Source organism: Streptomyces nojiriensis, assembly GCF_017639205.1.
Lineage (GTDB): Bacteria > Actinomycetota > Actinomycetes > Streptomycetales > Streptomycetaceae > Streptomyces > Streptomyces nojiriensis.
On the sequence record NZ_CP071139.1, the window covers coordinates 3,073,981 to 3,098,144 of the forward strand.

Consider the following 24,164-nt stretch of genomic DNA (forward strand, 5'->3'; position numbering starts at 1 on the left):
CGCTCAACGAGAGATTCCGCCAGGGGGCGACATGGACGACAGCGGGAACCCGGACCACCGGGACCCGGTAACCGGGGAACCCGAAAACCTCCGGCTGGTGCACCTCCTCCGCGCGGTGACCGTCGAGTTCGGGCTGCGCCAGGCCGACTTCGCCGCCCGCAACGGCATGCACCCCACCGACGTACGGGCCCTGATCTGCCTGCTCGACGCGGCCCGCGCGAACGAGGCGGCCACCGCAGGGCTGCTCGGCGCCCGGCTCGGCCTCAACTCCGCCGGCACCACCGCCGTGATCGACCGCCTCGAACGGCTCGGCCACGTGGCACGGATCCGCGACGACCACGACCGGCGCCGGATCCTGCTGCGCGTGGAGCCGCAGGCGATCCGTCTGGGCCGGGAGTTCTTCGGCCCCCTGATCGACGGGGTGCTCCAGGTGCTCGACGCCTTCGACCCCGCCGAACGGGAGACCGTACGCCGCTTCCTGACGGCCACCCACGCCGCCTTCGCGCCGGAGCCGCGCCCGTGACCGCCCCCGGCCAGGGACCCGGCGGCACCGACCTGCACCTGGAACTCCCCGCCGAGGGCGCCCGGCGGACCGCCCTCGCGCAGGCCCTGCGCAGCGCCGTACGCAGCGGCCGACTGGCCGGCGGGACCCGGCTGCCGCCGTACCGGACGCTGGCCGCCGACCTCGGACTGGCCCGCAACGCCGTCGCCGACGCGTACGCCGAGCTGGTCGCCGAGGGCTGGTTCACGGCCCGGCAGGGCTCCGGCACCCGGGTCGCCGAGGGCGTCGCCACCGCCGGCGCACCGGCCGCCCCGGCCGGGCCCGCGCCCGACCGGCCCCGCCACGACCTGCTCCAGGGCAAGCCCGACCCCGCCTCCTTCCCGCGCGCCGCCTGGGCCGCCAGCGCCCGCCGGGCCCTGGCCGAGGCACCCACCGAGGCCTTCGGGCCCGGCGATCCGCAGGGCCGCCCAGAACTGCGGCGGGCCCTGGCCGGCTACCTCTCCCGGGCACGGGGCGTGCGCTGCGGCCCCGAGAACATCGTGATCTGCTCCGGCTTCGCCAACGGACTGCGGCTCCTGTCGTCCGTCCGCCCCCTGGACTGGGCCGTCGAGGCGTACGGGCTCCCCTTCCATCACGGCATCCTCCACGCCGCCGGGGTCCGCCCGCACCCCGTCCCGGTCGACGAGGACGGCGCCCGGACGACGGAACTCCCCTCCCGGGCCCGTACGTTGCTGCTCACACCGGCGCACCAGTTCCCGACGGGCGGCCGCCTGCTGCCCGCGCGACGGGCCGCCGCCGTGGAATGGGCCCGCGCCGCCGACGGCGTGATCGTGGAGGACGACTACGACGGGGAGTTCCGCTACGACCGCAAACCGGTCGGCGCGCTGCAGGGACTGGCCCCCGAACACGTGGTGTACGCGGGCTCGCTGAGCAAGAGCCTCTCCCCCGCGCTGCGCCTGGGCTGGCTGGTCCTCCCCGACCGGCTGCGCGACCAGGTGCTGGCAGCGAAGGGGCTGCGGGAGTCCTGGGCGAGCGCCCTGGACCAGCTGGCGCTGGCCGACTTCATCGAGTGCGGGGCGTACGACCGCCACGTGCGCCGGATGCGCCTGCGCTACCGGGACCGCCGCGACCAGCTGGTAGCGGCACTGGCGGCACGCGCCCCGGAGGTCCGGGTCACGGGCATCTCGGCCGGCCTGCACGCCGTACTGGAACTCCCCGCGGGCAGGGAATCCCCCGCCCTCGCGGCGGCCCACGCGGCGGGCCTGGCCCTGGACGGCCTGTCGTCCTACCAACACCCGGCCGACCCGACTCCACCCCGCGAGGGCCTGGTGATCGGCTACGCGGCACCCCCCGACTCGGCATTCACCCGGGCACTCGGAGCCTTGGCGGGGGTGGCGGGGGCGGCGAGCGGGGCGTGCTGAAGAGGAGCGGGAGCCTCTCGACCACCGAAGCCACCGCCCGCCCGCCCGGCCGCCCCCTCTTCACCTCGCCCCCACCTCCCGACCCCTAGGGTGGCCAGGGCAGCAAAGAGGGACGTATCGGATCAAAGGACCCGTTGTGAATGAGGAGCAGCAGCCACACGGCCAGGCGGCACGGTCGGCCCTTCCCGCCGGGGCGGGCTCGCGACCCGGGCGGCGGGGGGCCGACTGGATGTTCGGCGGGGTGTACGGGACCGTGCTGGCCAGTGCGTTGTTGGCCGCGCTGCACCAGAAGGGCGAGGACTTCACCCCGTACTACGACGCCAGCTGGGTGCTCGTGACGGCCGCGACCGCCGGGCTCGCGCACGGGTACTCGCACCACATGGCCTCGCACCGGCAGGACTCCGCCGCGCACCGGTGGCGGATGCTGGGCCTGGCGCTGTGGAACGAGTGGCCGCTGATCGTGGCCGCCCTGCCCACCGTCCTGCTGCTGGTCGCCGCCGGGCTGTTCGGCTGGGACGCGTACGCGGTGACCGCCGTCGGGCTGGGGCTGAACACCGCCCTGCTGTTCGCCTGGGGTGCGCTGGTCGCGCTCCGCGTGGGCTACCGGCTCGGCTCCGCCCTGGCGATCGGCATGGCGGACGCCACGATCGGCCTGGCCATCATCGTGGCGAACGCGGTGATCAAGTAGGGAGCTGTGCCTCCGCCTCGGCCAGGATCTCCGTCAGCCGGGCCCCGAACTCCGCGCCGCGCGGATCCGGCACCCCGGTCCGGGCCGCGGTGAGCAGCGCGTCCAGGGCGCGCCCGTAGGCGCCCGGTACGTCGCTCCAGCCGGGCAGTTCGTGGACGCCTTCGGTGCCGCGCAGTTCGAGCCCGACCCCGGCGGCCGCGCGCGGCGCGCTCAGGCTGAGCACTGCGGTGCTGGCCGCGCCGGAGGTGTGCCTGAGTGCCAGTTGGACGAGGTCGGAGGGGCCCGCGGTGGCGCTGATCGCGGTGACCTCGCCGAGGACCGGGATCAGGACGGACAGGGCGTGCGGGCCGACGTCCCACAGTCCGCCCTTGGCCTTGCGCCAGGGCGAGTCGGCGTAGGCGCTGGGTGCTCCGTCGGAGGGGAAGACGGCGCCGAGCCAGTGGGCCGCGGCCGTGAACCAGCCGGTGCGTGCGGCCTGCTCCTCGACCCAGCCCGCGGTGGGCTCGGCGAAGCGCAGGGTGAGGAACACGACGGAGGCGACCTGGTGGCGCGCGGCCGCTTCGGCGACGGCGCGGGCGTCCTCCGCGGTGGTGGCGACGGGCTTGTCGAGGAGCAGGTGGCATCCCGCGGCGGCGGCGCGGACGGCCATGGCGGCCTGGACGTCGGGCGGCAGGGCGAAGGCGACGGCATCGCAGTCGGCGAACAGCTCGTCGGGGTCTTCGTACACCTTCACGCCGTACTCGTGCGCCAGCTCGGCCGCGGCCTCGGGCCGGCGGCCCCATACGCCGGCGAAGTCGGAGCCGGCGTGTGCGGCGAGGGCGGGGGCGTGGGTGCGGTGCGCCCAGGGGCCGGTGCCCAGCAGTCCGATCCGGGGGCGGCGGCCCGCGGGGGCCTGATCGGCGGTGTCGGTGGCGTCGGCGCTGCCGGCCGGGCTCTCGGCGGAGTTCCCATCAGACGAAATGCTCACGCGGTCAGTCTGCCCCACCCGGACGGGCGCGCCGCCGTCAACCCGCACAACCCACCCGACCTGCGGTGCAAACCTCGGTAACACGGGGTTCACACACGGGCAACGGAAGAGAAATCGCGGGCGGGCACGCTGCGGTCATCACCGCAGCGATGAAGCAGCGACCAGCAGCACCCGCAGAGTCTGAGGATGGGGCCCGTGAGCTACAAGGCTGAGTACATCTGGATCGACGGCACCGAGCCGACGGCGAAGCTTCGCTCCAAGACGAAGATCATCGGGGACGGCGACGCGCTGCCGATCTGGGGCTTCGACGGATCGAGCACGAACCAGGCCGAGGGCCACGCGTCCGACCGCGTGCTCAACCCGGTCTTCTCCTGCCCGGACCCGATCCGCGGCGGCGACAACGTCCTCGTCCTGTGCGAGGTCCTGAACATCGACATGACCCCGCACGAGTCGAACACCCGCGCGCTGCTGCGTCCGGTCGCCGAGAAGTTCGCGGGCCAGGAGCCGATCTTCGGCATCGAGCAGGAGTACACCTTCTTCGACGGCATCCGTCCGCTCGGCTTCCCGGTGGGCGGCTTCCCGGCCGCGCAGGGCGGCTACTACTGCGGTGTCGGCTCGGACGAGATCTTCGGTCGCGAGATCGTCGAGAAGCACCTGGACCACTGCCTCGCGGCGGGCCTGAGCATCTCCGGCATCAACGCCGAGGTCATGCCCGGCCAGTGGGAGTTCCAGGTCGGCCCGGTCGGTCCGCTGGAGGTCTCGGACCAGCTGTGGATCGCGCGCTGGCTGCTCTACCGCACCGCCGAGGACTTCAACGTCTCCGCGACGCTGAACCCGAAGCCGGTGAAGGGCGACTGGAACGGCGCGGGCGCGCACACCAACTTCTCCACGAAGGCGATGCGCGAGGACTACCGCGCCATCATCTCCGCGTGCGAGGCGCTGGGCGAGGGCAGCAAGCCGCTCGACCACGTGAAGAACTACGGCGCCGGCATCGACGAGCGCCTGACGGGTCTGCACGAGACCGCCCCCTGGAACGAGTTCAGCTACGGCGTCTCGGACCGCGGCGCCTCGGTCCGCATCCCGTGGCAGGTGGAGAAGGACGGCAAGGGCTACATCGAGGACCGCCGTCCGAACGCGAACGTGGACCCGTACGTGGTGACCCGCCTCATCACGGACACCTGCTGCGCGGGCCTGGAGAAGGACGGCCTGGTCTGACGACCGGCACCGCCGGGGCCACGCCCGGCCGATGACCACTGACAGCGCCCGCCGCGCCCCCTCGGGGCCGGCGGGCGCTGTCAGTTACCAGCGGCTGCGTCTCGCCCTGAGCAGCGTGGGGAGTTTCCTTTTGTCCCGGATTGGCCGGGGTGCGAGTTCGACATGTGAGATCTGCATCCACGAGGTGAGACGGAGCCTGCCCCGGAGACATGAGATCTGCTTGAATGGGGCCATGGCCAGTCATTCGCACACCTCGTCAGGTCGCAGCGACCTCGAGCCTTTCTGGCCGTCCCGTCAGGATCACGATTACGACCGGGAGTGTTGCCGCGCGAAGAACGCGCCGGCCCTCTAAAGCCTCCGGGATCACCCACCTGACCTTCCCCGAGGCCTTCGGTCTGCGCGGTATCGACATCGACGACGTACGCACGTCTCCTGCCGACCCTTCCGCGTGAAAGAGCTGACCACTCATGGCGAACACCCGCTCCCTCTCCTCCGCCGCCACCGCTGCGACCTCTCCCCTGACCTATCCGCCCAGTCCGCGCCATCGGCTCCGTTCCGTCGACCGGGACGAAGTGGCCCGAGTCGTGGACTTCCTGCCGCCGGGGGCCACCTGGCTGCCCGCGCCCCAGCACACCCTGCCGGCGCTGCCGGGCCAGCCGCCGATGATCGGTTACCTGGTGCTCGTACCGGCCGAGCACCAGCCTCCGATCGCCTTCGCCCCGCAGGCGGTGGCCGCCGCCGTCGCCCCGGCTCCCGCCGCCCCCGCGACCGCCGCCCCCGCTCCGGCCGGACCGGGTGACGGCCGGGTCCGGATCGACCCGGCGCAGCGCACCGCCGAGATCGACGGCCGGGTGCTCGACCTGACGTACCTGGAGTTCGAGCTGCTCTCCCACCTGGTGCAGCACCCGCACCGGGTGCACAGCCGGGACCAGCTGGTCACCACCGTCTGGGGCTACGGGCACGTCGGCGACGGCCGGACCGTGGACGTCCACATCGCCCGTCTGCGCCGCAAGCTGGGCGCCTCCCACCGCGCCGCGATCCAGACGGTGCGCCGGGTCGGTTACAAGTACGCGCCCTGACGTGCCGGTTGGCCCGACGACGGTGGGCCCGTACTCCCCTGGGGAGTACGGGCCCACCTCGCTCGTGACGGCCGTACGGCCGTGCGCCTGTGCGGCTACGCGGCCTTGGCCTTGCGGCCCGCGACGAAGCCCAGCACGACGTCGACCGCGAGGAAGGCGACCAGGCTGATCCCGAGCAGCGGGACGAACCAGCCGGTCACGACGGTCACCGCGGCCAGCGGCAGCAGCACGGTCACCGGGAGCTTGCGCCACGCACCGCGCGGCTGCGCGCGGCCGACGGACAGCTTGCGGTCCTTCGTCGGCCGGCGCAGCCACCACATGCGGTAGCCCCAGAAGACGAGGAACATCACGGCGACGGCGAGCGCGGCCAGCGCGATCTGGTTGGCGAGCCCGAAGGTCGTACCCATGTGCAGGTCGATGCCGAAGCGGGTCATCTTGGCGAGCAGCGGGTAGTCCGCGAAGCGCAGTTCGTCCATGACACGGGCGTCCGCGGGGTCGACGGCGACCGAGTCCAGGTGCACCGGCACCAGCTTGTCCTGCTCCTTGATGACGTACCCCTTGCCCTTGGCGGGCAGGGTCACGCGGAGCGCCTCGGTCACGCCTGCGGCCCGGGCGGCGTCCACGGCCTTGTCGATGCCGACGTCCGTGGTGGGCGCGGGCGGCGGGGCCATCGGCGTGCCGTCGGGCATGGTGTGCCCGGCGTGCTCGTCGGAGCCGGCGTCCGCCCCGGCGCTGAGCTGCGCGGAGACGGCGGGGGTGGCGCCGCCGAGGCTGTCCTGGAGCTGCCCGATGTTCTCGCCGGCATACTTCGACCAGGTCAGGCCGGTTGCGGAGAGTACGACGAGTCCGGCGACGGCCCACAGGCCGACGACTCCGTGCCAGGACAGGGTGCGGCGCCGGCCGGTGGCCTTGCGGTCCGGGAGGACCAGCTGCGACCTGCGCTTGCGGCGGCGGCCGATCCACAGGGCGAGTCCGCCGAGCGCGACCACCCACATCCAGCTCGCGGCGAGCTCGCTGTAGTTCCGGCCGAACTCGCCGAGCTGGAGGCTGGAGTGGAACTCGCTCAGCCAGGCCCGCAGCGGCAGCGCGTCGCCGGCGGTGGCGAGCTGACCGCGCACCTCGGCCGTATACGGGTCGACGAAGACGGTGAGGGTCTCGCCCTCGGGGAGGCCCGGGCTCTCCATGATCACCCGGGTGGTGGCCTCGGTGTCCGGGGCGGGCCACACGGACACGACCTCGCCCTGGGGGGCGGCGCCCTTGGCCGCCTCGACCTGGGCGCTGAGCGGCAGGGCGCTCTCGCCGACGCGGGCGACGGTCAGCTCGTCGGAGTAGATGATCTTCTCGGCCTGCCAGGAGGCGGCGTAGAGCAGCCCGGTGGCGGCGGCGAGGAAGATCACCGGGGCGATGAGCAGCCCCGCGTAGAAGTGCATGCGAAGGAGCAGCGGCCGTACGGCGGCCCAGCCGCCGCGGTTCTTGGCCGTCGCGGCCGGTTCGGCGTCCGGGGTGCGGACGTCTTGAGCCTCGTCAAGAGACATGGGGATCCTAGGTGTTGGCGAAGACATGGGGACTCGTGCCCCGGGCCTCGCCGCTTCGCCAGGTCAGGCGTGAGCAGGCCGGCCGGGGGCCGTGGGACGCGGGAGCGGAGCGCGTCCGGGCGGCCCGCGGCGCACCACGGCATGGGCGTGTACGGCTCCGCGCAGGCGGCGCGGCCGTTCGTACCGGGCGGGGAAGACGGGCGGCGCCGGTACGGCGGCCGCCCGTGCGCGGACCAGGGCGAGCGCGCGGGCGAGCGGCCGGGCCGCGTGCAGCGCGGCGGTGGCCAGGACGCGGGCCAGCCGGAAGACGGCGGCCTCGCCGCGCGCGAGCCAGGCGGCGCAGAGCAGCCCGGCGAGCACATGGGCGGCGATCATCGCAGCGCCGCCGTGACCGGCCGTGCCGGCCATGTCCGTGGCGCCCGCCATTCCTGCGGTGCCCGCGAGGTGGGCCATGTCGGCCATGTCGGCCGTACCGGGGGATTCGGCGGCCATCGCGCCCGCGTCCGCGGCCGACATGGGGTGGTGGCCGTGCATCGGGGCGGGAGCGGCGAACGGATGCCCGGCCACGCTCCCCGAGAAGACCAGGTGCAGCACGCCCTGCACGGAGAGCACCGCGGCGGTGATGCCCACGGGGCCCCGGCGCCGTCCGGCGGCGAGCCATGCGAACCCGCAGGTCACCACGAAAGCACCCAGAAGGCCGAAGAACGGGATATCCGTTCCGGACATGTACGAATGCCCCGTCGCGCCCAGGGCGACGCACATCGCCGCGAAGGTTGCGGCTCGCGTGGCGCGCATCGGCGCAAATGATTCGAACATGGCCGGGACATGTTCGCACGGGGGGCCTCGGTTCCCGCCAGAGGCTTATCCGATCATGAGTAGATGAATCCAATTCCGTGGGGAGCGGTGTACGCCGGAGGGGTGCAGTTCGGGGCCTACGCCCTGGAGCGCCAGGAGGCGGCCGAGCGGGAGCGGCTGCTCCGGGACTGCTCGACGAATGTCGACAATCTCGCCGCCGGACGCTGGGAGACGCTGCTGAGCAGCGCTTTCGTCGTCGAGGAGCCCATGCCCCTGCCCTACGCGCTGCTGCTCGTCGCGGTCCTCGGATACGCCGAATACGCGTACGGAGCCTGGTGGGCGGCCTCGGTGTTCCTGTTCGGGCACGCCGCGGCGACCCTCCTCGTCTACGGCGCCCTGCGCAGGACCGCCGATCCGCGGACGCGGCGCGCGGTGGACGTGGGGACGAGCTACGGGTTCAACGCCGTGCTCGGCTCGCTGACCTCGGCCCTGCCGCGCGGGGCCGTCCGTACGGCCGCGCGGGTGGGGCTGCTGGCGCTCGCGGCGGCGCCGGTGGTCCGGCGCGGGCGGACCTTCACGGACGCCGGGCACCTGGCCGCGCTCGGGGTGGGCGTCGGGGTCTCGCTGGCCCTCGATTACCTTTCCGGGGCGAAACATCCGAAAATTACATGAACCACACCTCGCAGGAGCCGCCACGATGACCGCCATCCCGTCCACCACCGTCGCCAACGTCCGCGACCTCGGCGGCACCCCGCTCCCCGGCGGCCGCACCGTCCGCAGCGGCCTGGTCCTGCGCTCCGGTCAGCTCGACCGGCTCGACCTCGACGCCGACCCGGTGGTGGCCGGGCTGGGCCTGCGCACCGTCATCGACTTCCGCACCGATGCCGAGCGCGCCGACCATCCCGACCGGATACCCGCGGGGGCCCGGGTCCTGGTCGGCGACGTCCTCGCGGACAAGCTGAACTCCGCCCAGGTGCCCGCCGCGCAGCTGAAGGACCTGCTGTCCGACCCGGCCGTGGCCGAGGAACACCTGGGCGGCGGGCGGGCGCAGGCACTGTTCGCCGACACCTACCGGTCCTTCGTGAACTCCGCATCGGCGCAGGCCGCGTACCGGATGCTGCTCACCGAGGCCGCCGACGCCGACTCGGGCCCGCTGCTGTTCCACTGCACGGCCGGCAAGGACCGCACCGGCTGGGGCGCGACGGTCATCCTGGCGCTGCTGGGCGCGGACGACGAGACGCTGATGGCCGAATACCTCTCCGTCAATCCGGCGGTCAGGCAGGCCTTCGCCCCGATGATCGAGGGCTTCACGGCGGCCGGCGGCGACCCGGACATCGCGCTCGCGCTGATCGGCGTCTTCCCCTCCTACCTGCGGGCGGCACTGGACGAGGTCGAGACGCAGTACGGCTCCATGGAGAAGTACGTGCGCGAGGGGCTCGGTGTCGCCGACGAGACGGTCGAGGCGCTGCGCGCCCGCCTGGTGGTCTGACTCCTCGACCCGTCCGGGGCCGGGAGCCGGGGCCGGGACCGGGGGCCGGGACCGGTGACCATCCGACGATTCGCTCGTTCTGCTGAACGTGACTGCGCCGGATACCGCCACCCGCCCCCTTTCTCCCGTGCCGCCGGACGTCGAGCAGGCCGAGGCCGCCATCGTCGAGCACTACCCCCGGCTGGTGCGGCTCGCCTATCTGGTGCTGCCGCCCGCCCTCGGCCGCAACCGGCGGGTGCTCACCGCCCACTCGCTGGTCCAGCGGGCGCTGCCGCGCGGGCGGCGGGACTCGTCCGCGGCCGCCGTGCGGGGCGGGGTTCCGGGGCAGCGGGACGGGGCGGAGGACTCCGGGTACGCGTACGTCCGGCTGCGGGTGCTGCGCGCCGCCCTGGAGGCGGGGATCCCGCTGACGTTCCGGGCGCTGCCGCGGCGCGCGCAGCTCCCGCCGGTGCTCCCCCAGGTGTGGGGGCTGCGGCTGTTCCCCCGCTCGGGCGGGGCCGAGGAGCTCGCCCTCGACCAGTGGCTGGCCACCCTCGACGGTCCGGGGCGGGCCGCCTGCGTACTGCGGGCCCTGGAACGGCTGTCCGAGCCGGAGGTGCTCCGGGTGCTCGACGAGGCCGGGGTCCCGGATCCGGCCGGCGCGATCGCGGAGTCCGGGGATCCGGCGAACGACGCCCTGTTCACCTCCCCCGAGTTCGACCCGTGCGTGCTCCAGGCCCGGCCCACCGACCTGCTGCGGCGGCGCCGTCTGGGGCGGGCCGCGCTGGCCGCCGGGGCCGCCCTCGCCGTGTGCGGGGCGCTGCTCGCGCTGCCCGGCGGGGGCTGGGGCTCGGACGGGGCCGCCGCCCCGCTGTACGCGCGCAACGCGGCGGCCGAGCAGGCGCTGGATCCCGCGAAGCTGGTCCGGGCCTCGCCCGCCCTCTGGCGTACGTCGTCCCGTACGGACTTCTCCACCTGGCCCGCCCGCGGCGACCGGGCCGGCGACACGGAGCTGCTGCGCCGGGCGCTGGCCGTGTGGGCCCGGCCGGGTCCCTCGGTGGTCACCTCGGCCACCGCGGGCACGCCCGCCGGGCCGCCGATGGGGCCCGCGCAGCTGCTGTTCGCGGGCGCCGTGGACCAGGCGGTCGTGGTCCTGATGTACGACGGCCTGCGCGTGGTCCGCTACGCCGAACCGCGGACCGGGACCGCGGGCGCCGCCCTCGACTTCGCCCGGACCGACGGCGCCTCGGCGGAGACCGCGACCGCGCTGGTGCTCAGCCGGGTCGACGGCAACGTCCGCTATCTCACCGCGCCCTGGGTCACCGGTACGGCCCTGCGGGACCTGCTCAAGCCCGCCGCCCCCGTGGTGGCGCTGAAGCCGACCCCGGACGGGGTGACCCCGCCGGTGGCGGGCCCGGCGCCCGCGGGCACCTGTACGAGCTGGAACGCGCTGGCCCTGACGGGCGACGGCGCCACCCGGCTGATCACCGACCTCGGTGAACTGACCCCGGCCCGGCTGACGTCGGGTGCGCCGGGTGCCGAGCGCGATGTGACGGAGGCCGCGGAGCTCGCGGACTGGTCGCGGATCGCCTGTCTGCTGCCGGCGGTCCGCTCGCACGGGGTCCGTACGGTCAACGCGTGGACGTACGCGAAGCAGCCGCTGCCGGAGGGCGACGGGACGGCGGCCTGGCTGTGCACGCGGGCCGAGACCTGGCAGGGCGCGGCGGACCGGGTGCAGGCGCAGTTCCTGGCCCCGGGTGCCGCGATGGCGGCGCAGGCGGCCCGTTCGGAGGGGTCGGCGGCCTGCGGGCCGCGGGAGCCGCGGGTGCTGGCGGGCGTGCTGTGGAAGTCGCGGGCCGGCCAGTGGTACGTGCTGGCGGCGGGCAGTGCGCAGTTCGCCTCGCTGTCGGTGTCGGGCGGCGGGGTGAGCGGGTCGGCGAACGGCAACCGGCTGGCGGTGAAGGCGCCGGCGGGTGCGCAGGTGGACCTGTCGGGCAAGTTGACGGACGGCACGAAGGCGGGCGTGCTGCGGTAGGGGTGTCTTGTCGATCAGGCCGGATCAGAGCCCCGCGGGTGGGTGAAGCTTCAACAGTCAGGAATGGTCGGGTAGTTGGCGGGATCCGGACATGACGGTCGGCGTGCACACATGGCATGATCGGGTTCCGGTTACCAAGCGGTAACCCCCAACACCCCTCCCCCACCCGAAGGTCACCCCACGTGCGCACGCTCGCCCGAAGCCTCCTCATACCCGGCCTGACCGCCCTCGCCCTCACCGCCACCGGCTGCGGCTCGACCCCCCACACCGCCGCCGACGGACCGGCCGCCCCCGCCGCCGTCAGCCCCTCGTCCGACGGCACGTCGCAGCAGCTCGACGTGGCCGCGGCCCCGCAGGGAACGCCCACACCGGCGGCCGTGGCCCGGGCCGACGGGAAGGGCAAGACCGAGCAGTCCACGCTGAAGGTCGCCTCCTACGACAAGGCCAGCGGTCGGGCCGTCATCGCCAAGTCCGCGCAGGAACCGGTCCGTTCGCCCTCGCCCGGCAAGTCGTCCGGGACGGACAAGTCCCCTGGGACCGGCAAGTCTCCCGAGGCGGGCAAGTCCCCCGAGGCCGACAAGCCCGTCGCGGTGGGCGACGTCATCGCCAGCGCGCCCGCCCCCGGCGCCCCGGCCGGACTGCTCGCCAAGGTCACCGAGGTCGTCGGCAAGACCGACAAGGGCACCGAGGTCAAGACCGCCTCCACCACGCTGGCCGCCGTCCTGGGTGACGACAAGGCCGACGGCAAGGTCCCGGTCGACCCGGCGGCGGTCACCGTCGAACCCCTGACCAAGGGCGTCACCTTCTCCTGGGCCAAGGGCCCGGGCCTGACCTTCGGCCCCGAGGGCGGCAAGCTGCCGCTCGGCAACCTGCGGCTCGACGTCAACGCCTCCGTCGACACCGCCCCGGACGCCCCGGCCTCGGCCGGCGCCTCGGTGTCCGGGTTCGTCCAGCTCGCCCCGCAGGTCGAGTTCGCGTACGACGGCAGCACCGGCGGCACCCCCGGCCCGCGCGGCGCCTTCCTCGGCATGAGCGGCGACTGGTCCTCGCAGTGGAAGCTCCAGGGCCGCGCCGCCGCGAGCACCGGAGCGCCCAAGCGGATCCCGTTCGCCAAGCTGCACAGCTCGCCCGTCATCCAGGTCGGCCCGGTGCCGGTCGTCGTCAACCTCGACCTGACCTGCTACATCCAGGTGGAGGCCGACGGCCGCGTGACCCTCGACGTCCAGCAGGACGTCAAGGGCGACTTCAAGGTCGGCGGCAGCTACGCCGCGGGCAAGGGCTGGACCCCGGTGAGCGCCTCGAACGTCAAGAGCACGCCGGTCAAGGCGAGCGTCACCGCCGCCGGAAAGGTCAAGGGCGCGCTCGGCGCCGAGGCCTCGGTCGGCCTGTACGGCGCCGTCGGCGTCACCGCGGACTTCGCCCCGTACCTGCGCGGCGAGGGGGACGTCAAGGCGTCCGCGTCCAGCGACGGCAAGACCTCCCTCGACGGCGCCTGGGCGCTGTACGGCGGCTTCGACCTGAGCGGGAACCTCCAGCTCCAGCTGTCGCTGTTCGGCACGCCCGTCTTCGAGCGCCGCATCCCGCTGGGCACCCTGAACCGCGAGTGGGCGCTCACGACCGGCCACGTCGGGCGATAGCCCGCGCACCCCTCACGCACACCGACACACAGCAACACACAGCAACACACACTGCCCGGGCCGCGGACGCGCCCGGGCAGTGCGGTGTCCGGAGAAGTCCGCCCAGGGGGCTTCTCCTCCCACCTACCCATCAGTACATTGACGCCATGTCTAATACGCCGCTCGCGCCCGCCCCCGTGGCGTCGGAACACGTGGACCTGAGGCCCCGGAACGTGTCCTTCGGCTGGGAGGACACCCCGCTCCACTGGCTGCCCGGCGACCCCTTCGCCGGGCACATGATCAATGTGCTGCACCTGCTGCTCCCCGCCGGGGAGCGCTGGTTCGTACACGTCTACAAGCAGGTGCTCCCGCACATCGAGGACGAGCAACTGCGGGCGGACGTGGTCGGCTTCATCGGCCAGGAGGCCATGCACGCCACCGCGCACGACGACGTGCTCCCCCACCTGAAGCGGCTCGGGCTGGACCCGACCCCCTACACCGCGCAGGTGGACTGGCTGTTCGAGAAGCTCCTCGGCGACCGGACCCTGCCGCCCGGCCGGGCCCGCCACTGGTGGCTGATGGAGCGGGTCGCGATGATCGCGGCGATCGAGCACTACACGGCGTTCCTGGGCGACTGGGTGCTGAACGCCGACGCGCTCGACCGGCGGGGCGCCGACCCCACCATGCTGGACCTGCTGCGCTGGCACGGGGCGGAGGAGGTCGAGCACCGCTCCGTGGCCTTCGACCTCTTCATGCACGTCGACGGCAACTACCGCCGCCGGGCACGGACCTGGGCGACCGCCTTCTCGGCCCTGGTGTTCCTGTGGCAGCGCGGGGTGCGCTTCTTCATGGAGAACGACCCGCACCTGGTGGACGGCAAGGCCTCCTTCGGGAAGTTCTTCGTGGCCGGGCAGCAGGGGGTGCTCCCGTCGACGGGAGCGATGCTGAAGTCCGTCCCCAAGTACCTCTCCCGCACCTACCACCCCTCGCAGGAGGGCTCGACGGCCCAGGCGGTGGCCTATCTCGCCGCCTCCCCCGGTGCGAACGGCGGGGTACGGGCATGAGGCGCGCCCTCGTGGTCACGGCCGCCCTGGGCACGGCCTGGCTGACCAGGCGCGCCCTGAAGCGCCGCATCGGCGACTCCCCGCTCTGGCCGCTGCCGGCCCTGGAGACGCCGGTCTCCGGCCACTCCCCGCGCCGCGCGCTGCGCGCGCTGATCGTCTCCCGTGCGGAGTCCGCGCAGGGCGTGCTGCTGCTGACCGTGGAGTCGCCGGACCTGCCGGCGTGGACCCCGGGCGCGCACGTGGACGTCACCCTGCCCTCGGGTCTGGTCCGCCAGTACTCGCTGTGCGGCGACCCGGCGGACGCCGGCCGGTACACGATCGCGATCCGGCTGATCGAGGACGGCCGGGGCGGCTCCCGCGAGGCGCACGCCCAGCTGGTCGAGGGCGCCGAGCTGGAGCTGCGCCCGCCGCGCAACCGCTTCGAGCTTGTCCCGGCGGCCTCGTACGTCTTCGTCGCGGGCGGCATCGGCATCACGCCGATCCTGCCGATGCTGCGGGCCGCCACGGCGGCGGGCGCCGACTGGACCCTCCTCTACGGGGGCCGCACCCTCGACTCGATGCCCTTCCTGGACGACCTCGCGCCCTACGGCGACCGGGTGTCGGTCTTCCCCGAGGACGAGACGGGCCGGCCCGACCTGGCCCCGGTGTCCGCGGCGGGGCCGGGCACCCTGGTCTACTGCTGCGGTCCGGAGCCGCTGATGCGGGCCGTCACGGCGGCCGCCGCGGATCCGGCGGCGGTGCACCTGGAGCGGTTCTCCCCGGCGGGCGAGCCCGGTCCGGGGCGGGCCTTCACGGTCGAACTGCGCCGCTCGGGGCGGGTCGTCGAGGTGGCGGCGGACGAGAGCACGCTGGCCGCGGTGCGCCGGGAGCTGCCGGACACCCCGTACTCCTGCGAGCAGGGTTTCTGCGGGACCTGCCAACACCGGTTCCTGGCGGGCGGGGTGGACCACCGCGACGAGCTCCTGACGGATCAGGAGCGCGCGGACTCGATGCTGCTGTGCGTCTCCCGCGCGAAGGAGGACCGGCTGGTCCTGGACCTGTGAACGCTCCCCAGTAGGGTGTCCGCATGACAACCGGGGTGCGACGCAGGATGGGTGTCGAGGAGCGGCGGCAGCAGCTGATCGGGGTTGCCCTGGAGCTGTTCAGCCACCGCTCGCCCGACGATGTGTCGATCGACGAGATCGCGGCGGCCGCGGGGATATCCCGGCCGCTGGTCTACCACTACTTTCCGGGCAAGCTGAGCCTGTACGAGGCCGCGCTGCGGCGGGCGGCCGACGAGCTGGCGCTGCGGTTCGTGGAGCCCCGGGAGGGGCCGCTCGGGGCGCGCCTGCTGCGGGTGATGGGGCGGTTCTTCGATTTCGTCGACGATCACGGGCCGGGTTTCTCGGCGCTGATGCGCGGCGGTCCGGCCGTCGGCAGCAGCCGGACGAACGCGATGATCGACGAGGTCCGGCAGGCGGCGTACGAGCAGATCCTCACGCACCTGGGCATCGGGCCGGAGCGGACTCCCGCGCGGCTGGAGCTCGTCGTGCGGTCCTGGGTGTCGCTCGCCGAGTCCACCGCGCTGATCTGGCTGGACGGGCGCCGGATCCCGCGGGGCGAACTGGAACTGCAGCTGGTGCACGACTTCGCCGCGCTGTCCGCCGTGAGCGCCGCGTACGACGCGGAGATGGCGGGGATCCTCGTACGGATCCTGGCCGACGAGCCCGCCGACGGGCCCTTCGGGGAGCTGGTCGGGCGGCTCGTCGGGCTGGTGCCGGGCGGGGCGCCGGATCCGCGCTGAATCCGCGCCGAATCCGGGGTGTGGCGGCCGCCCATGATCATCGATAATGCCCGCGTGATCATTGACGACGAGATCCTGTTCCGGCCTGCCGAGGAGAAGGACGCCGGCACGCTGGTGCAGCTGTACGACCAGGCTGCCCGGTGGATGCGCAAGCACGGGATCGATCAGTGGAAGCCCGGCGACAAGGACGCCGCGCACTTCCGGTCGAGGATGCGCGAGGGAGAGGTGTGGCTCGCCGGCGACGCCGACGGGCGGGTTTGCGGGGCCTACGAGTTGTGGTGGTCCGACGAGGACGCCTGGGGCGTCCAGCCGCCCGTGGCCGGCTACGTGCACCGGCTGATGGTGGCGCGCGAGGTGGCCCCCGCGGGGGCCGGGCGGCGGCTGCTCGAACACGCCGAGCGCCGGACCGCCCGGACCGGCCGGGAACGGGCGCGGCTGGACTGCGTCTCCACCAACCCCCGGCTGCTCGCGTACTACCGGGGTGCGGGCTACCGGGTGGTCGGGGAGCTCCCCAACAAGGAGGGGAAGGACGGCAGGACCTACGGGGTGATCCTGCTGGAGAAGCGGCTGGACCGGCTCAGCGCCGTGTGAAGACCGAGACGGTGCGGGCGGGGACGGTGAACTCTCCTGTCTTCGCGTCGTACGCGGACTGCTTGACGGTGGCGTCGGAGCCCGCGGCCTGGACCGGGTGCAGCTTGTAGCCGGTGCCGGCGAGGGCGGGGACGCGCTGGGCCTGGGCGGTGGGGGCCGCGTTGAAGACGACCACCAGGTCGCCGAGGGTCATGGTGATCACGCCCGGGGTCTCGTCCTTGCCCGAGAGGGGGAAGGCCAGCCGGGACTGGACCGCCTCGGTCGTGGTGAGGGCGAAGTCCGGCTCGGTGGTGCGGATGCGCAGCAGGTCGCGGTAGGCGGCCGAGGTGGCGCCGATGTCGGTGCAGGTGGGCGCCGGTCCCGTCAGGAGCGGCTTCGCGTAGAGCCATTTCGAGGCGTTGTCGGCGGCCGGCGGCAGACCGCGGCCGAAGCCGTTGCCGTCCCGGCAGTCCCAGTGGATGGCGTTGAACCAGTCCCCGCTGTCGAAGGAGTTGCGGTCCAGGGACTTGGAGCGGAGCAGGTCGGTGCCCGCCTGGGAGAGGGCCGGGCCCTGGGACAGGGTGGCCGTCGCCATGGCCAGGACCTGCATGCGGGCCTGGTCGCGGGGGGCGGTGCCGGTCGGGAGCTTGTAGGTCAGGGCGTCGGCGAGGGATTCGTTGTCGTGGGCGTCGGCGTAGGCGAGGGCGTCGCCGGGGGCGGCCGCGTAGCCGGCCGGGGCGCCGTTGTAGTCCAGCTCGGAGCCCTTGATGCGGCGGCCGGTGGTGTCGGTGAAGGCGTACGAGGCCAGGTTGCCGGAGAGCCCGACCTTGATCAGGTCCTGGGCGTGCAGGAGGCGGGCCTTCTGCTGCTCGGGGGTGCCGTTGGCGGGCGAGGCGTTCGGGGCGGTGAACAGCCCGGACGCGAAGCCCTGGACGCGCGGGTCCTCGTCGAAGGGGCCGCCGCCGCGGACGGCGTCACGGGCCCGGTCGGAGAAGGTGGCGATGCCGGTTCCCGCCATGTTCTTCTGCGTGGCCTGCACGAAGCGGGCGTCGTCGGCGATCTCGCCGAAGTTCCAGCCCTCTCCGTAGAGGACGATCTTCTTGCCGTCGACCCCGTCCTTGGCGACCGTCAGGGCGTCGAGGGCCGAGCGGACGGCGAGGATGTTGGCCTTCGGGTGGTGGCCCATCAGGTCGAAGCGGAACCCGTCGACCTTGTACTCCTTCGCCCAGGTGACGATCGAGTCGACGACCAGGCGCCCCATCATGGCGTTCTCGGGGGCGGTGTTGGCGCAGCAGGTGGAGGTGGCGACGCTGCCGTCGGGCAGCAGGCGCTGGTAGTAGCCGGGGACGATGCGGTCGAGGACCGACTTGTCCGACTGGCCCGCGGCGACGGTGTGGTTGTAGACGACGTCCATCACCGTGCGCAGCCCGGACCCGTTGAGGGACTGGACCATCCTGCGGAACTCGACGGTGCGGGCCGTGCCGTTCGGGTCGCTGGCGTAGCTGCCCTCGGGGACGGTGTAGTGCAGCGGGTCGTAGCCCCAGTTGTACGCGTCCTTCGCGGCCGCGGCGGCCACACAGGCCTGCTGTTCCTGCGAGTCCGGGGCGTACACCTTGAGGTCGCAGGCGGGCTCGGTGCGGTCGGCGGCCTTCTCCGGGACGGTGCCGATGTCGAAGGCCGGCAGGAGGTGGACGTAGGAGGTTCCGGCGGCGGCCAGGTCGCGCAGGTGCCGCATGCCCGCCGAGGCGGTGTCGGTGAAGGCCAGGTACTGGCCGGGGTGGGTGGTGGTGCGGTCCGCGACGGAGAAGTCACGGATGTGCAGCTCCTGGATCTGCGCGGAGGTGAAGGGGACGGGCGCGGGCTTGCGCAGGGTCTTCCAGCCGGGCGGGGCGAGCTTCGGGTCGGCCAGGTCGACGACCAGGCTGTGGACGGAGTCCGCGGTGAGTGCGGTGGAGTAGGGGTCGGTGACGAGGTTGCGGACCACCTGGCGGGTGCTCGGGGCCCAGACGGTCACGTCGTAGCGGTAGGGCTTGCCGGTCCAGGAGCGTTCGCCGCGCACCGACCAGACGCCGGTGGCGTCGTCGCGGCGCATGGCGACCGTGCGGCCGTCGAGTTCGAGGGAGACCTGCCGGGCGGTGGGGGCCCAGACGGAGAGGGTGGGGCGGCCGTCCTTGAAGACGGGGCCGAGGGAGGCGGTGGTCGCGTAGAGGTCGTCGAGGACGCCGGCGAGCTGGACGCCGGTGGCGGCGAGGACCGCGCCGTTCGCGGCGCGGGCGCTCGCGACGAGCTGGCCGCGCAGGGCCTCGCGGACCCGGTCGCGGTCGCGCGGGTCGACGGTGTACGCGCCGTACGAGGCGAGGTGCGGGAATTTCTGCTTCTGGGCGGCGGTGAGCTCGGCCTTGCCCAGCCGCAGCCACTGGGCGCGGCCGGTCAGGGTGCCGTTCTCGGCCTTGACGGCGCCGTCGCGGGAGGCGAGGAGCTGTACGGAGGCGGCCGTGGCGGGGGCGTTCCAGGCGAGGGTGTCGCGGTCGATCCAGACGGCCTCGGACTCGGTGAGGTCCAGGGCGGCGGCGGATCCGGCGGGCTGCGGCAGGAGGTACTTCTCCTGGCCGCCCAGCATCCAGACCTCGTGGCCGGTGGCCTTCAGGTCCAGGGACCGGTCGGTGGGGAGGTCCTTCTCGTCGCCCTTGTGGAGGATGTAGCTGAGGCTGGTGGCGCCGGGCGCGAGGGGGACCTCGTAGACCGCGCCGTAGGAGTCGGTGCGGGTGGGCGGGAGCGGCTTGGACCAGTCGGTGGGGGCGGCGGCCCCGGTCCAGACGTGCAGGCCCCAGCCGTCGTAGGCGCGGTCGGGGCGCTGGTAGTGCAGGACGGCCTTGTTCTGGTCCTGCGGCGGGTAGGCGGGGCGGTCGGTGCGGGCGGGCTCCTTGCCCTGTTCCAGCCAGATCTCGCCGGTCTTCGTCACGTCGATGGTGCGGTCGGCGGCGACGTCCTTGTTGCCGTCCTTGTCGATGACGAGGTAGCCGACGGAGGAGGCGCCGGGCTTCAGCTTGACGTACGCGAAGGCGCCGTAGGCGTCGCGGCCGGTGAAGTCGTGGCCGGCCGGCCAGGGGGTGGCTTCGCCGTCGGCGAGGTCGCCCCAGGCGTACAGGCGCCAGTCGGTGTAGTCGCCGTCGGGGCGGTTGTAGTGGACGACCGCGTGGTCGCGCTGGGTGGCGGTGGGGATCTCGGTGGGCGGGGCCTGGCCGGTGGCGGAGGCGGCGAGGGCGCTCGCGCTGCGGCCGGCGGAGTCGACGACGACGGCCTTGTAGCGCAGTGCGGTGCCGGCCGGGGTCTTGGCGTCGAGGTGCTGGGTGACCTTGTAGGGGGCGTGGTCGGCGGTGCCGAGGACCTGCCACTTCTCGTTGCCGGTCTGGGCGGCGAAGACGACGCGGTTCAGGCCGCCGCCGCTGACGTCGGCGGAGAGCTCGACGGTGCCGGTGGCGCCGGGGGCCGGGGCCTTCAGGGTCAGGGTGGGCTTGACGGTGGGTTTGGCGGCGGGCGCGACGGCCTGGAGGACCACGGAGCCGAGGGCGGGCACGGGCACGGTGAGCTTGCCGGCCGCCGAGGCGCGGATGAGGGCGGTGCCGCCGTAGAGGGTGCGGTACTGGGCGCCGGCCGGGGCGTCGATCTCGACGGTGCGGGATTCGGCGCCGTTGTTGGCGGCGACCAGGTACTCGGTGCGGGTCTTGGTGTCGGTGCGGGCGAAGGCGTAGACCGAGCCGTCGGCGAAACGTTCGCTCTGAACGCCGTCGCGGAGGGCCGGGTGCGCCTTCGTCAGCTTCGAGAGAGCACTGATCTGCTGGTAGAGCGGGTGTCCCGGATCGTAAGCATCGCTCGCGTGCGTGCGCACCGTTCCGAGCTGGTCGTCGTCCAGGTAGTCGGCGACCTGCGTGGCGAACAGCGGCTGCCGGGCGTCCTTGTCGCCGCCGGCCCCAGTGAAGCCCTGCTCGTCACCGGAGTAGATCACCGGATTGCCCCGGGCGAAGAACATCAGCTCGTTGGCCAGCCGGTAGCGCTCCAGCAGCTCCTGCTCCCCGGCCCCCGGCCGGTCCTGCTTCAGGAAGGTGCCGAAACGGCCCATGTCGTGGTTGCCGAGGAAGGTCACCTGCTCGTAGGCGTTGGCCTTGCCCGAGGTGTACCGGTAGTCGTCGCCGAGGACGGAGCCCAGCCGGCCGGCCGCCGCGCCCTGGGAGGCGTACGCGCGGATCGCGTCCTGGAGCGGGAAGTCGAGGGTGGCGTCGAGCTTCCCGCGGGTCACGTAGGGGGAGGTCACGGCCGTGTCGGCGGAGTAGACCTCGCCGAACATGAAGAAGTCGTCACGGCCGCGCTCGGCCGCGTAGGCGTCGAGGGCGGTCGCCCACTGCGTCCAGAACTCGGTGTTGACGTGCTTGACCGTGTCGATCCGGAAGCCGTCGATCCGGAAGTCCCGCACCCACTTCTCGTAGATCTTCTCCATCCCGCTGACGACCTCGGGACGCTCGGTCCACAGGTCGTCGAGACCGACGAAGTCGCCCTGGTCCGAGGACTCGCCCGCGAAGGTGGAGTCCCCTCGGTTGTGGTACATCGTCGGGTCGTTGAGCCAGCCCGGCACCTTCAGGTTCTTCTTCGCGTCCGGCACGAACGGAGTCCTCGGGAAGGACTCCCCGTCCACCTTCGGGAACTTCGCCTTCCCGTCCGCATAGTCCTTGTCCTCGAACGGCACCCCGTCCTTGGTCAGGTAGGGGAACGCCCCCTTCGACAGGTACGAGTACGACGCCTCCCGGTAGTCCACGACGTCGGCGGTGTGGTTGGTGATGACGTCGAAGAAGACCTTCATCCCCTTCCCGTGCGCCTTGTCGATCAGCCGCTCCAGGTCGGCGTTGGTCCCGAAGTGCGGGTCGACCTGCGTGAAGTCGGTGATCCAGTAGCCGTGGTAGCCGGCGGAGACATCGGCCCCCTTGCCCTGCACCGGCTGGTTCTTGAAGATCGGCGCCAGCCAGATGGCCGTGGTGCCGAGCCCCTTGATGTAGTCGAGCTTGTCGGTGAGCCCCTTGAGGTCACCGCCCTGGTAGAAGCCCTTGTCCGTGGGGTCCAGGCCGGTCTCCAGGCGCGAGCCGGTCAGGCCGCCCCGGTCGTTGCCCGGGTCGCCGTTCGCGAAGCGGTCCGGGAGCACGAAGTAGAACTGCTCCCGGGTCAGGTCGTGCCGGGCCGGTTCGGCGGCCAGTTTCGCGTCCGTGGGCGGGGCGGGCGGCCCGCCGGTCGCGGCCGCGGCGGGGAGGGCGGGCAGGAGCGTCACGGCCAGGGCGGCGGCGAGCACTCCTGCGGCAGGGCGTATCAAGGCAGGTCTCCTTGTGTACGTGTGCATGGATGAGGGCCGCCCGGCGTGGTGGCAGGGAGGTGGTGCCGGGCGGCCCTGGTCGGTGGAGCGGCGGCTCAGTTGCGCCAGGTGTCGGTCAGCGTGACCTTGCCGCTCGCGGGGACGGTGGCGGTGCGGTTGGCTCCGCTCTCCCAGGTGACGTTCCCGGCGGCGTCCTTGCGGAGGTACTTGTACGAGAACGCGGTGCCGGCCGGGAGCGTCACGTCGAGCTTCCAGACCGGGTAGGCGGCCGGGTCGAGCTTCAGCGCGCCGCCGGTGTTCCAGTTGCCGAGCTCGGCGCGGTCGCCGGTGACGTAGATGTTCTGCCCTGGAACGGTGGTGGCGCCCACGCCGAAGGAGGCCCCGGCGGAGCCCGCCGGGGTACCGGAGCAGGTACGGGCTCCGGCGTGCAGGGCGAGGGCCGTACCGGCGGCGACCGTGGCGGTGAACTGTCCGCCCGGGCCGACGGTGACCGTCCGCCCGCTCTGCACGTCGCAGTAGTCGCCGCCCGGCAGCGAGGTCTGGAACGTGCGGGTCAGGGCGGAGCCCTCGTGGTTGATCGCCACGTACGCCTTGGTGCCGCGCCCGAAGGCGATCTGGTCACCGCCGTTGTCCCACCAGTTCGTGACACCCTGACCGTGGGCCACGTTCCGGAAGGCGACCATGGAGGAGATCTCCCGCCAGGCGTGCTGGCACTTCCAGCCGTCGGTGTAACAGGCGTTCACCGTGCCCCCGTTGGGCGGGCCGGCGTCCTTGTCGGTCCACTCGTATCCGGAGTGCACGTCGGGCGAACCGTACGGCCAGGCCAGCGCGAAGACACTGGCCAGCGTGTAGGCGGAACCGTCCTTGTAGTTGAGGGTGTCGCCGCCCCGCTCGGTGTCGTGGTTGTCGACGAAGACCCCGGCCTGCCCGCTGGGCATGTACCCCCAGGCTTCGCCGAAGTTCTTCAGGTAGGCGAGGTTCTCGCTCTGGAAGACCCGCTTGAGGTCCCGGGCGTACCGGAACTCCTGCACGTCCCCGTTCCCGAGGTACTCGCTCGGCGAGACGGCCTCGCCGGCCCCGTATATCGCCTCCTGCTTCCAGTACACCCCGGGCTTGGTGAGCCGGGACTTGATGTCGGCGAGGTCGGCGGCGGGCATGTGCTTGGCGGCGTCGATCCGCAGGCCGTCCACGCCCAGCGACAGCAGGTCGTTCAGGTACCCGGCGATGCGCCCGCGCACGTAGTCCTCACCGGTGTCCAGGTCGGCGAGCTGCACGAGCTCGCAGTTCTGGACGTTGCCCCGGTCCTGGTAGTTGGAGATCGAGGCCCGGCAGTCGTCCATGTCGGCACCCGAGTAGAGCCCCGGATACCCGTACTTCGTGTACGAAGATCCGCCGGTCCCGGTGAGGGTGGCGCCGGCGTCCGCCGGTCCGGCCATGTGGTTGACGACGGAGTCGGCGACGACCTTCACCCCGGCGGCGTGACAGGTGTCGATCATGGCCTTGAAGGCGGCCCGGTCCCCGAGCCGCCCGGCGATCTTGTAGCTGACGGGCTGGTACGAGGTCCACCACTGCCCGCCCTGCACGTGCTCCTGCGGCGGCGACACCTGCACGTACCCGTACCCGGCGGGCCCGAGGGAATCGGTGCAGGCCTTGGCGACGGAGTCGAAGCGCCACTCGAACAGGACGGCGGTGACGTCCTTCTCACCGGGCGGCGCGGCGGCGGCCTGCGGCCCGACGGCGGTGAGGGTGGCGGCGGCAAGTGCCGTGGTGATGCAAAAGGTTGCAGCTCTGACGGCTCTGGCAGGCATGCGGGGGGCCTCCTGGCGGAAGAGGTGGGGATTGGAGCGACCGTAGGGGCCAGGTAGGAGCCCTGCAAGACCTTGCGCAAGAGATTGCAGAATTGTTTCCGAGGCGTGTCCTGCCGGGCCGGACCCGTCGACTGCCGTCCCGGCGCCCCGAGTTCGCCCCGCGGGACACGGCCGCGGCCCGCGGACCGCCCGGGCAGGAGTGCGTACGGGATGGACACATCCGGGCGCACCGGGCGGCATGTTTTTTGACCGGCGACAACAA

General features: G+C 73.0%; 18 protein-coding genes. 13 read left to right on the forward strand and 5 right to left on the reverse strand.

The window, feature by feature from the left end:
• Positions 1-31 precede the first annotated feature (31 nt).
• The 3 genes from JYK04_RS14335 (at position 32) to JYK04_RS14345 (ending at position 2,611) form a co-directional block, all read left to right on the forward strand.
• Positions 32-523 (forward strand): MarR family transcriptional regulator, encoded by a 492-nt coding sequence (locus tag JYK04_RS14335; protein WP_189736402.1) that lies wholly within the window; start codon positions 32-34, stop codon positions 521-523.
• A complete protein-coding gene (gene pdxR / locus JYK04_RS14340) occupies positions 520-1,923 on the forward strand; it encodes a MocR-like pyridoxine biosynthesis transcription factor PdxR (protein ID WP_189736404.1) in 1,404 nt (467 codons plus the stop codon). Before JYK04_RS14335 ends, pdxR begins: the two co-directional genes overlap by 4 nt.
• Before the next feature lie 136 nt (positions 1,924-2,059).
• A complete protein-coding gene (locus JYK04_RS14345; protein ID WP_229875163.1) occupies positions 2,060-2,611 on the forward strand; it encodes a hypothetical protein in 552 nt (183 codons plus the stop codon).
• Here the strand turns inward: JYK04_RS14345 and JYK04_RS14350 are convergent.
• Positions 2,604-3,479, reverse strand: coding sequence for a Gfo/Idh/MocA family protein (locus tag JYK04_RS14350; RefSeq protein WP_229875202.1), 876 nt, complete (start codon positions 3,477-3,479; stop codon positions 2,604-2,606). The two genes, JYK04_RS14345 and JYK04_RS14350, sit on opposite strands and share 8 nt — an antisense overlap.
• 294 nt (positions 3,480-3,773) lie before the next feature.
• Here JYK04_RS14350 and glnII point away from each other — a divergent pair, with 294 nt between their 5' ends.
• Positions 3,774-4,793 carry a glutamine synthetase gene (glnII, locus tag JYK04_RS14355; protein ID WP_030011621.1) on the forward strand — a complete coding sequence of 340 codons (1,020 nt, stop codon included), beginning with the start codon at positions 3,774-3,776 and terminating at the stop codon, positions 4,791-4,793.
• Between the two features lie 467 nt (positions 4,794-5,260).
• Entirely contained in the window at positions 5,261-5,872 is a 612-nt protein-coding gene (locus JYK04_RS14360) for a winged helix-turn-helix domain-containing protein (RefSeq protein ID WP_189736406.1), read from the forward strand.
• 95 nt (positions 5,873-5,967) lie between these two features.
• Here the strand turns inward: JYK04_RS14360 and JYK04_RS14365 are convergent, their stop codons facing one another.
• On the reverse strand, positions 5,968-7,407 hold the full coding sequence (locus JYK04_RS14365; RefSeq protein ID WP_189736408.1) for a PepSY-associated TM helix domain-containing protein: 1,440 nt from the start codon (positions 7,405-7,407) through the stop codon (positions 5,968-5,970).
• Positions 7,408-7,470: 63 nt separating this feature from the next.
• Complete coding sequence (locus JYK04_RS14370; RefSeq protein ID WP_229875164.1) at positions 7,471-8,202, reverse strand: hypothetical protein; 732 nt, start codon at positions 8,200-8,202, stop codon at positions 7,471-7,473.
• Between the two features lie 84 nt (positions 8,203-8,286).
• Here JYK04_RS14370 and JYK04_RS14375 point away from each other — a divergent pair, with 84 nt between their 5' ends.
• The 8 genes from JYK04_RS14375 (at position 8,287) to JYK04_RS14410 (ending at position 16,759) form a co-directional block, all read left to right on the forward strand.
• Positions 8,287-8,874 carry a rhomboid-like protein gene (locus tag JYK04_RS14375; RefSeq protein WP_189736410.1) on the forward strand — a complete coding sequence of 196 codons (588 nt, stop codon included), beginning with the start codon at positions 8,287-8,289 and terminating at the stop codon, positions 8,872-8,874.
• 25 nt (positions 8,875-8,899) lie between these two features.
• Positions 8,900-9,691, forward strand: a complete 792-nt coding sequence (locus tag JYK04_RS14380) for a tyrosine-protein phosphatase (RefSeq protein WP_189736412.1) — start codon at positions 8,900-8,902, stop codon at positions 9,689-9,691.
• Between the two features lie 88 nt (positions 9,692-9,779).
• The gene (locus tag JYK04_RS14385) at positions 9,780-11,705 is read left to right on the forward strand and encodes a hypothetical protein (protein WP_373297410.1); all 1,926 of its coding nucleotides are present in this window, start codon (positions 9,780-9,782) and stop codon (positions 11,703-11,705) included.
• Between the two features lie 182 nt (positions 11,706-11,887).
• Complete coding sequence (locus JYK04_RS14390) at positions 11,888-13,342, forward strand: hypothetical protein (RefSeq protein ID WP_189736413.1); 1,455 nt, start codon at positions 11,888-11,890, stop codon at positions 13,340-13,342.
• Between the two features lie 146 nt (positions 13,343-13,488).
• Positions 13,489-14,385, forward strand: a complete 897-nt coding sequence (locus JYK04_RS14395) for a metal-dependent hydrolase (RefSeq protein WP_189736415.1) — start codon at positions 13,489-13,491, stop codon at positions 14,383-14,385.
• Positions 14,382-15,428 carry a PDR/VanB family oxidoreductase gene (locus JYK04_RS14400; protein WP_189736418.1) on the forward strand — a complete coding sequence of 349 codons (1,047 nt, stop codon included), beginning with the start codon at positions 14,382-14,384 and terminating at the stop codon, positions 15,426-15,428. The genes JYK04_RS14395 and JYK04_RS14400 overlap by 4 nt, the downstream gene beginning before the upstream one ends.
• Before the next feature lie 23 nt (positions 15,429-15,451).
• On the forward strand, positions 15,452-16,168 hold the full coding sequence (locus JYK04_RS14405; RefSeq protein WP_189736420.1) for a TetR/AcrR family transcriptional regulator: 717 nt from the start codon (positions 15,452-15,454) through the stop codon (positions 16,166-16,168).
• A 54-nt stretch (positions 16,169-16,222) separates the two neighbouring features.
• Positions 16,223-16,759: a GNAT family N-acetyltransferase gene (locus JYK04_RS14410; RefSeq protein ID WP_229875165.1), complete on the forward strand. Its 537-nt coding sequence runs from the start codon at positions 16,223-16,225 to the stop codon at positions 16,757-16,759.
• Here the strand turns inward: JYK04_RS14410 and pulA are convergent.
• Both pulA and JYK04_RS14420 read right to left on the reverse strand, forming a co-directional pair.
• Complete coding sequence (pulA, locus tag JYK04_RS14415) at positions 16,746-22,121, reverse strand: pullulanase-type alpha-1,6-glucosidase (protein ID WP_189736425.1); 5,376 nt, start codon at positions 22,119-22,121, stop codon at positions 16,746-16,748. The two genes, JYK04_RS14410 and pulA, sit on opposite strands and share 14 nt — an antisense overlap.
• Before the next feature lie 68 nt (positions 22,122-22,189).
• Complete coding sequence (locus tag JYK04_RS14420; protein WP_189736426.1) at positions 22,190-23,902, reverse strand: carbohydrate-binding module family 20 domain-containing protein; 1,713 nt, start codon at positions 23,900-23,902, stop codon at positions 22,190-22,192.
• Positions 23,903-24,164 lie beyond the last annotated feature (262 nt).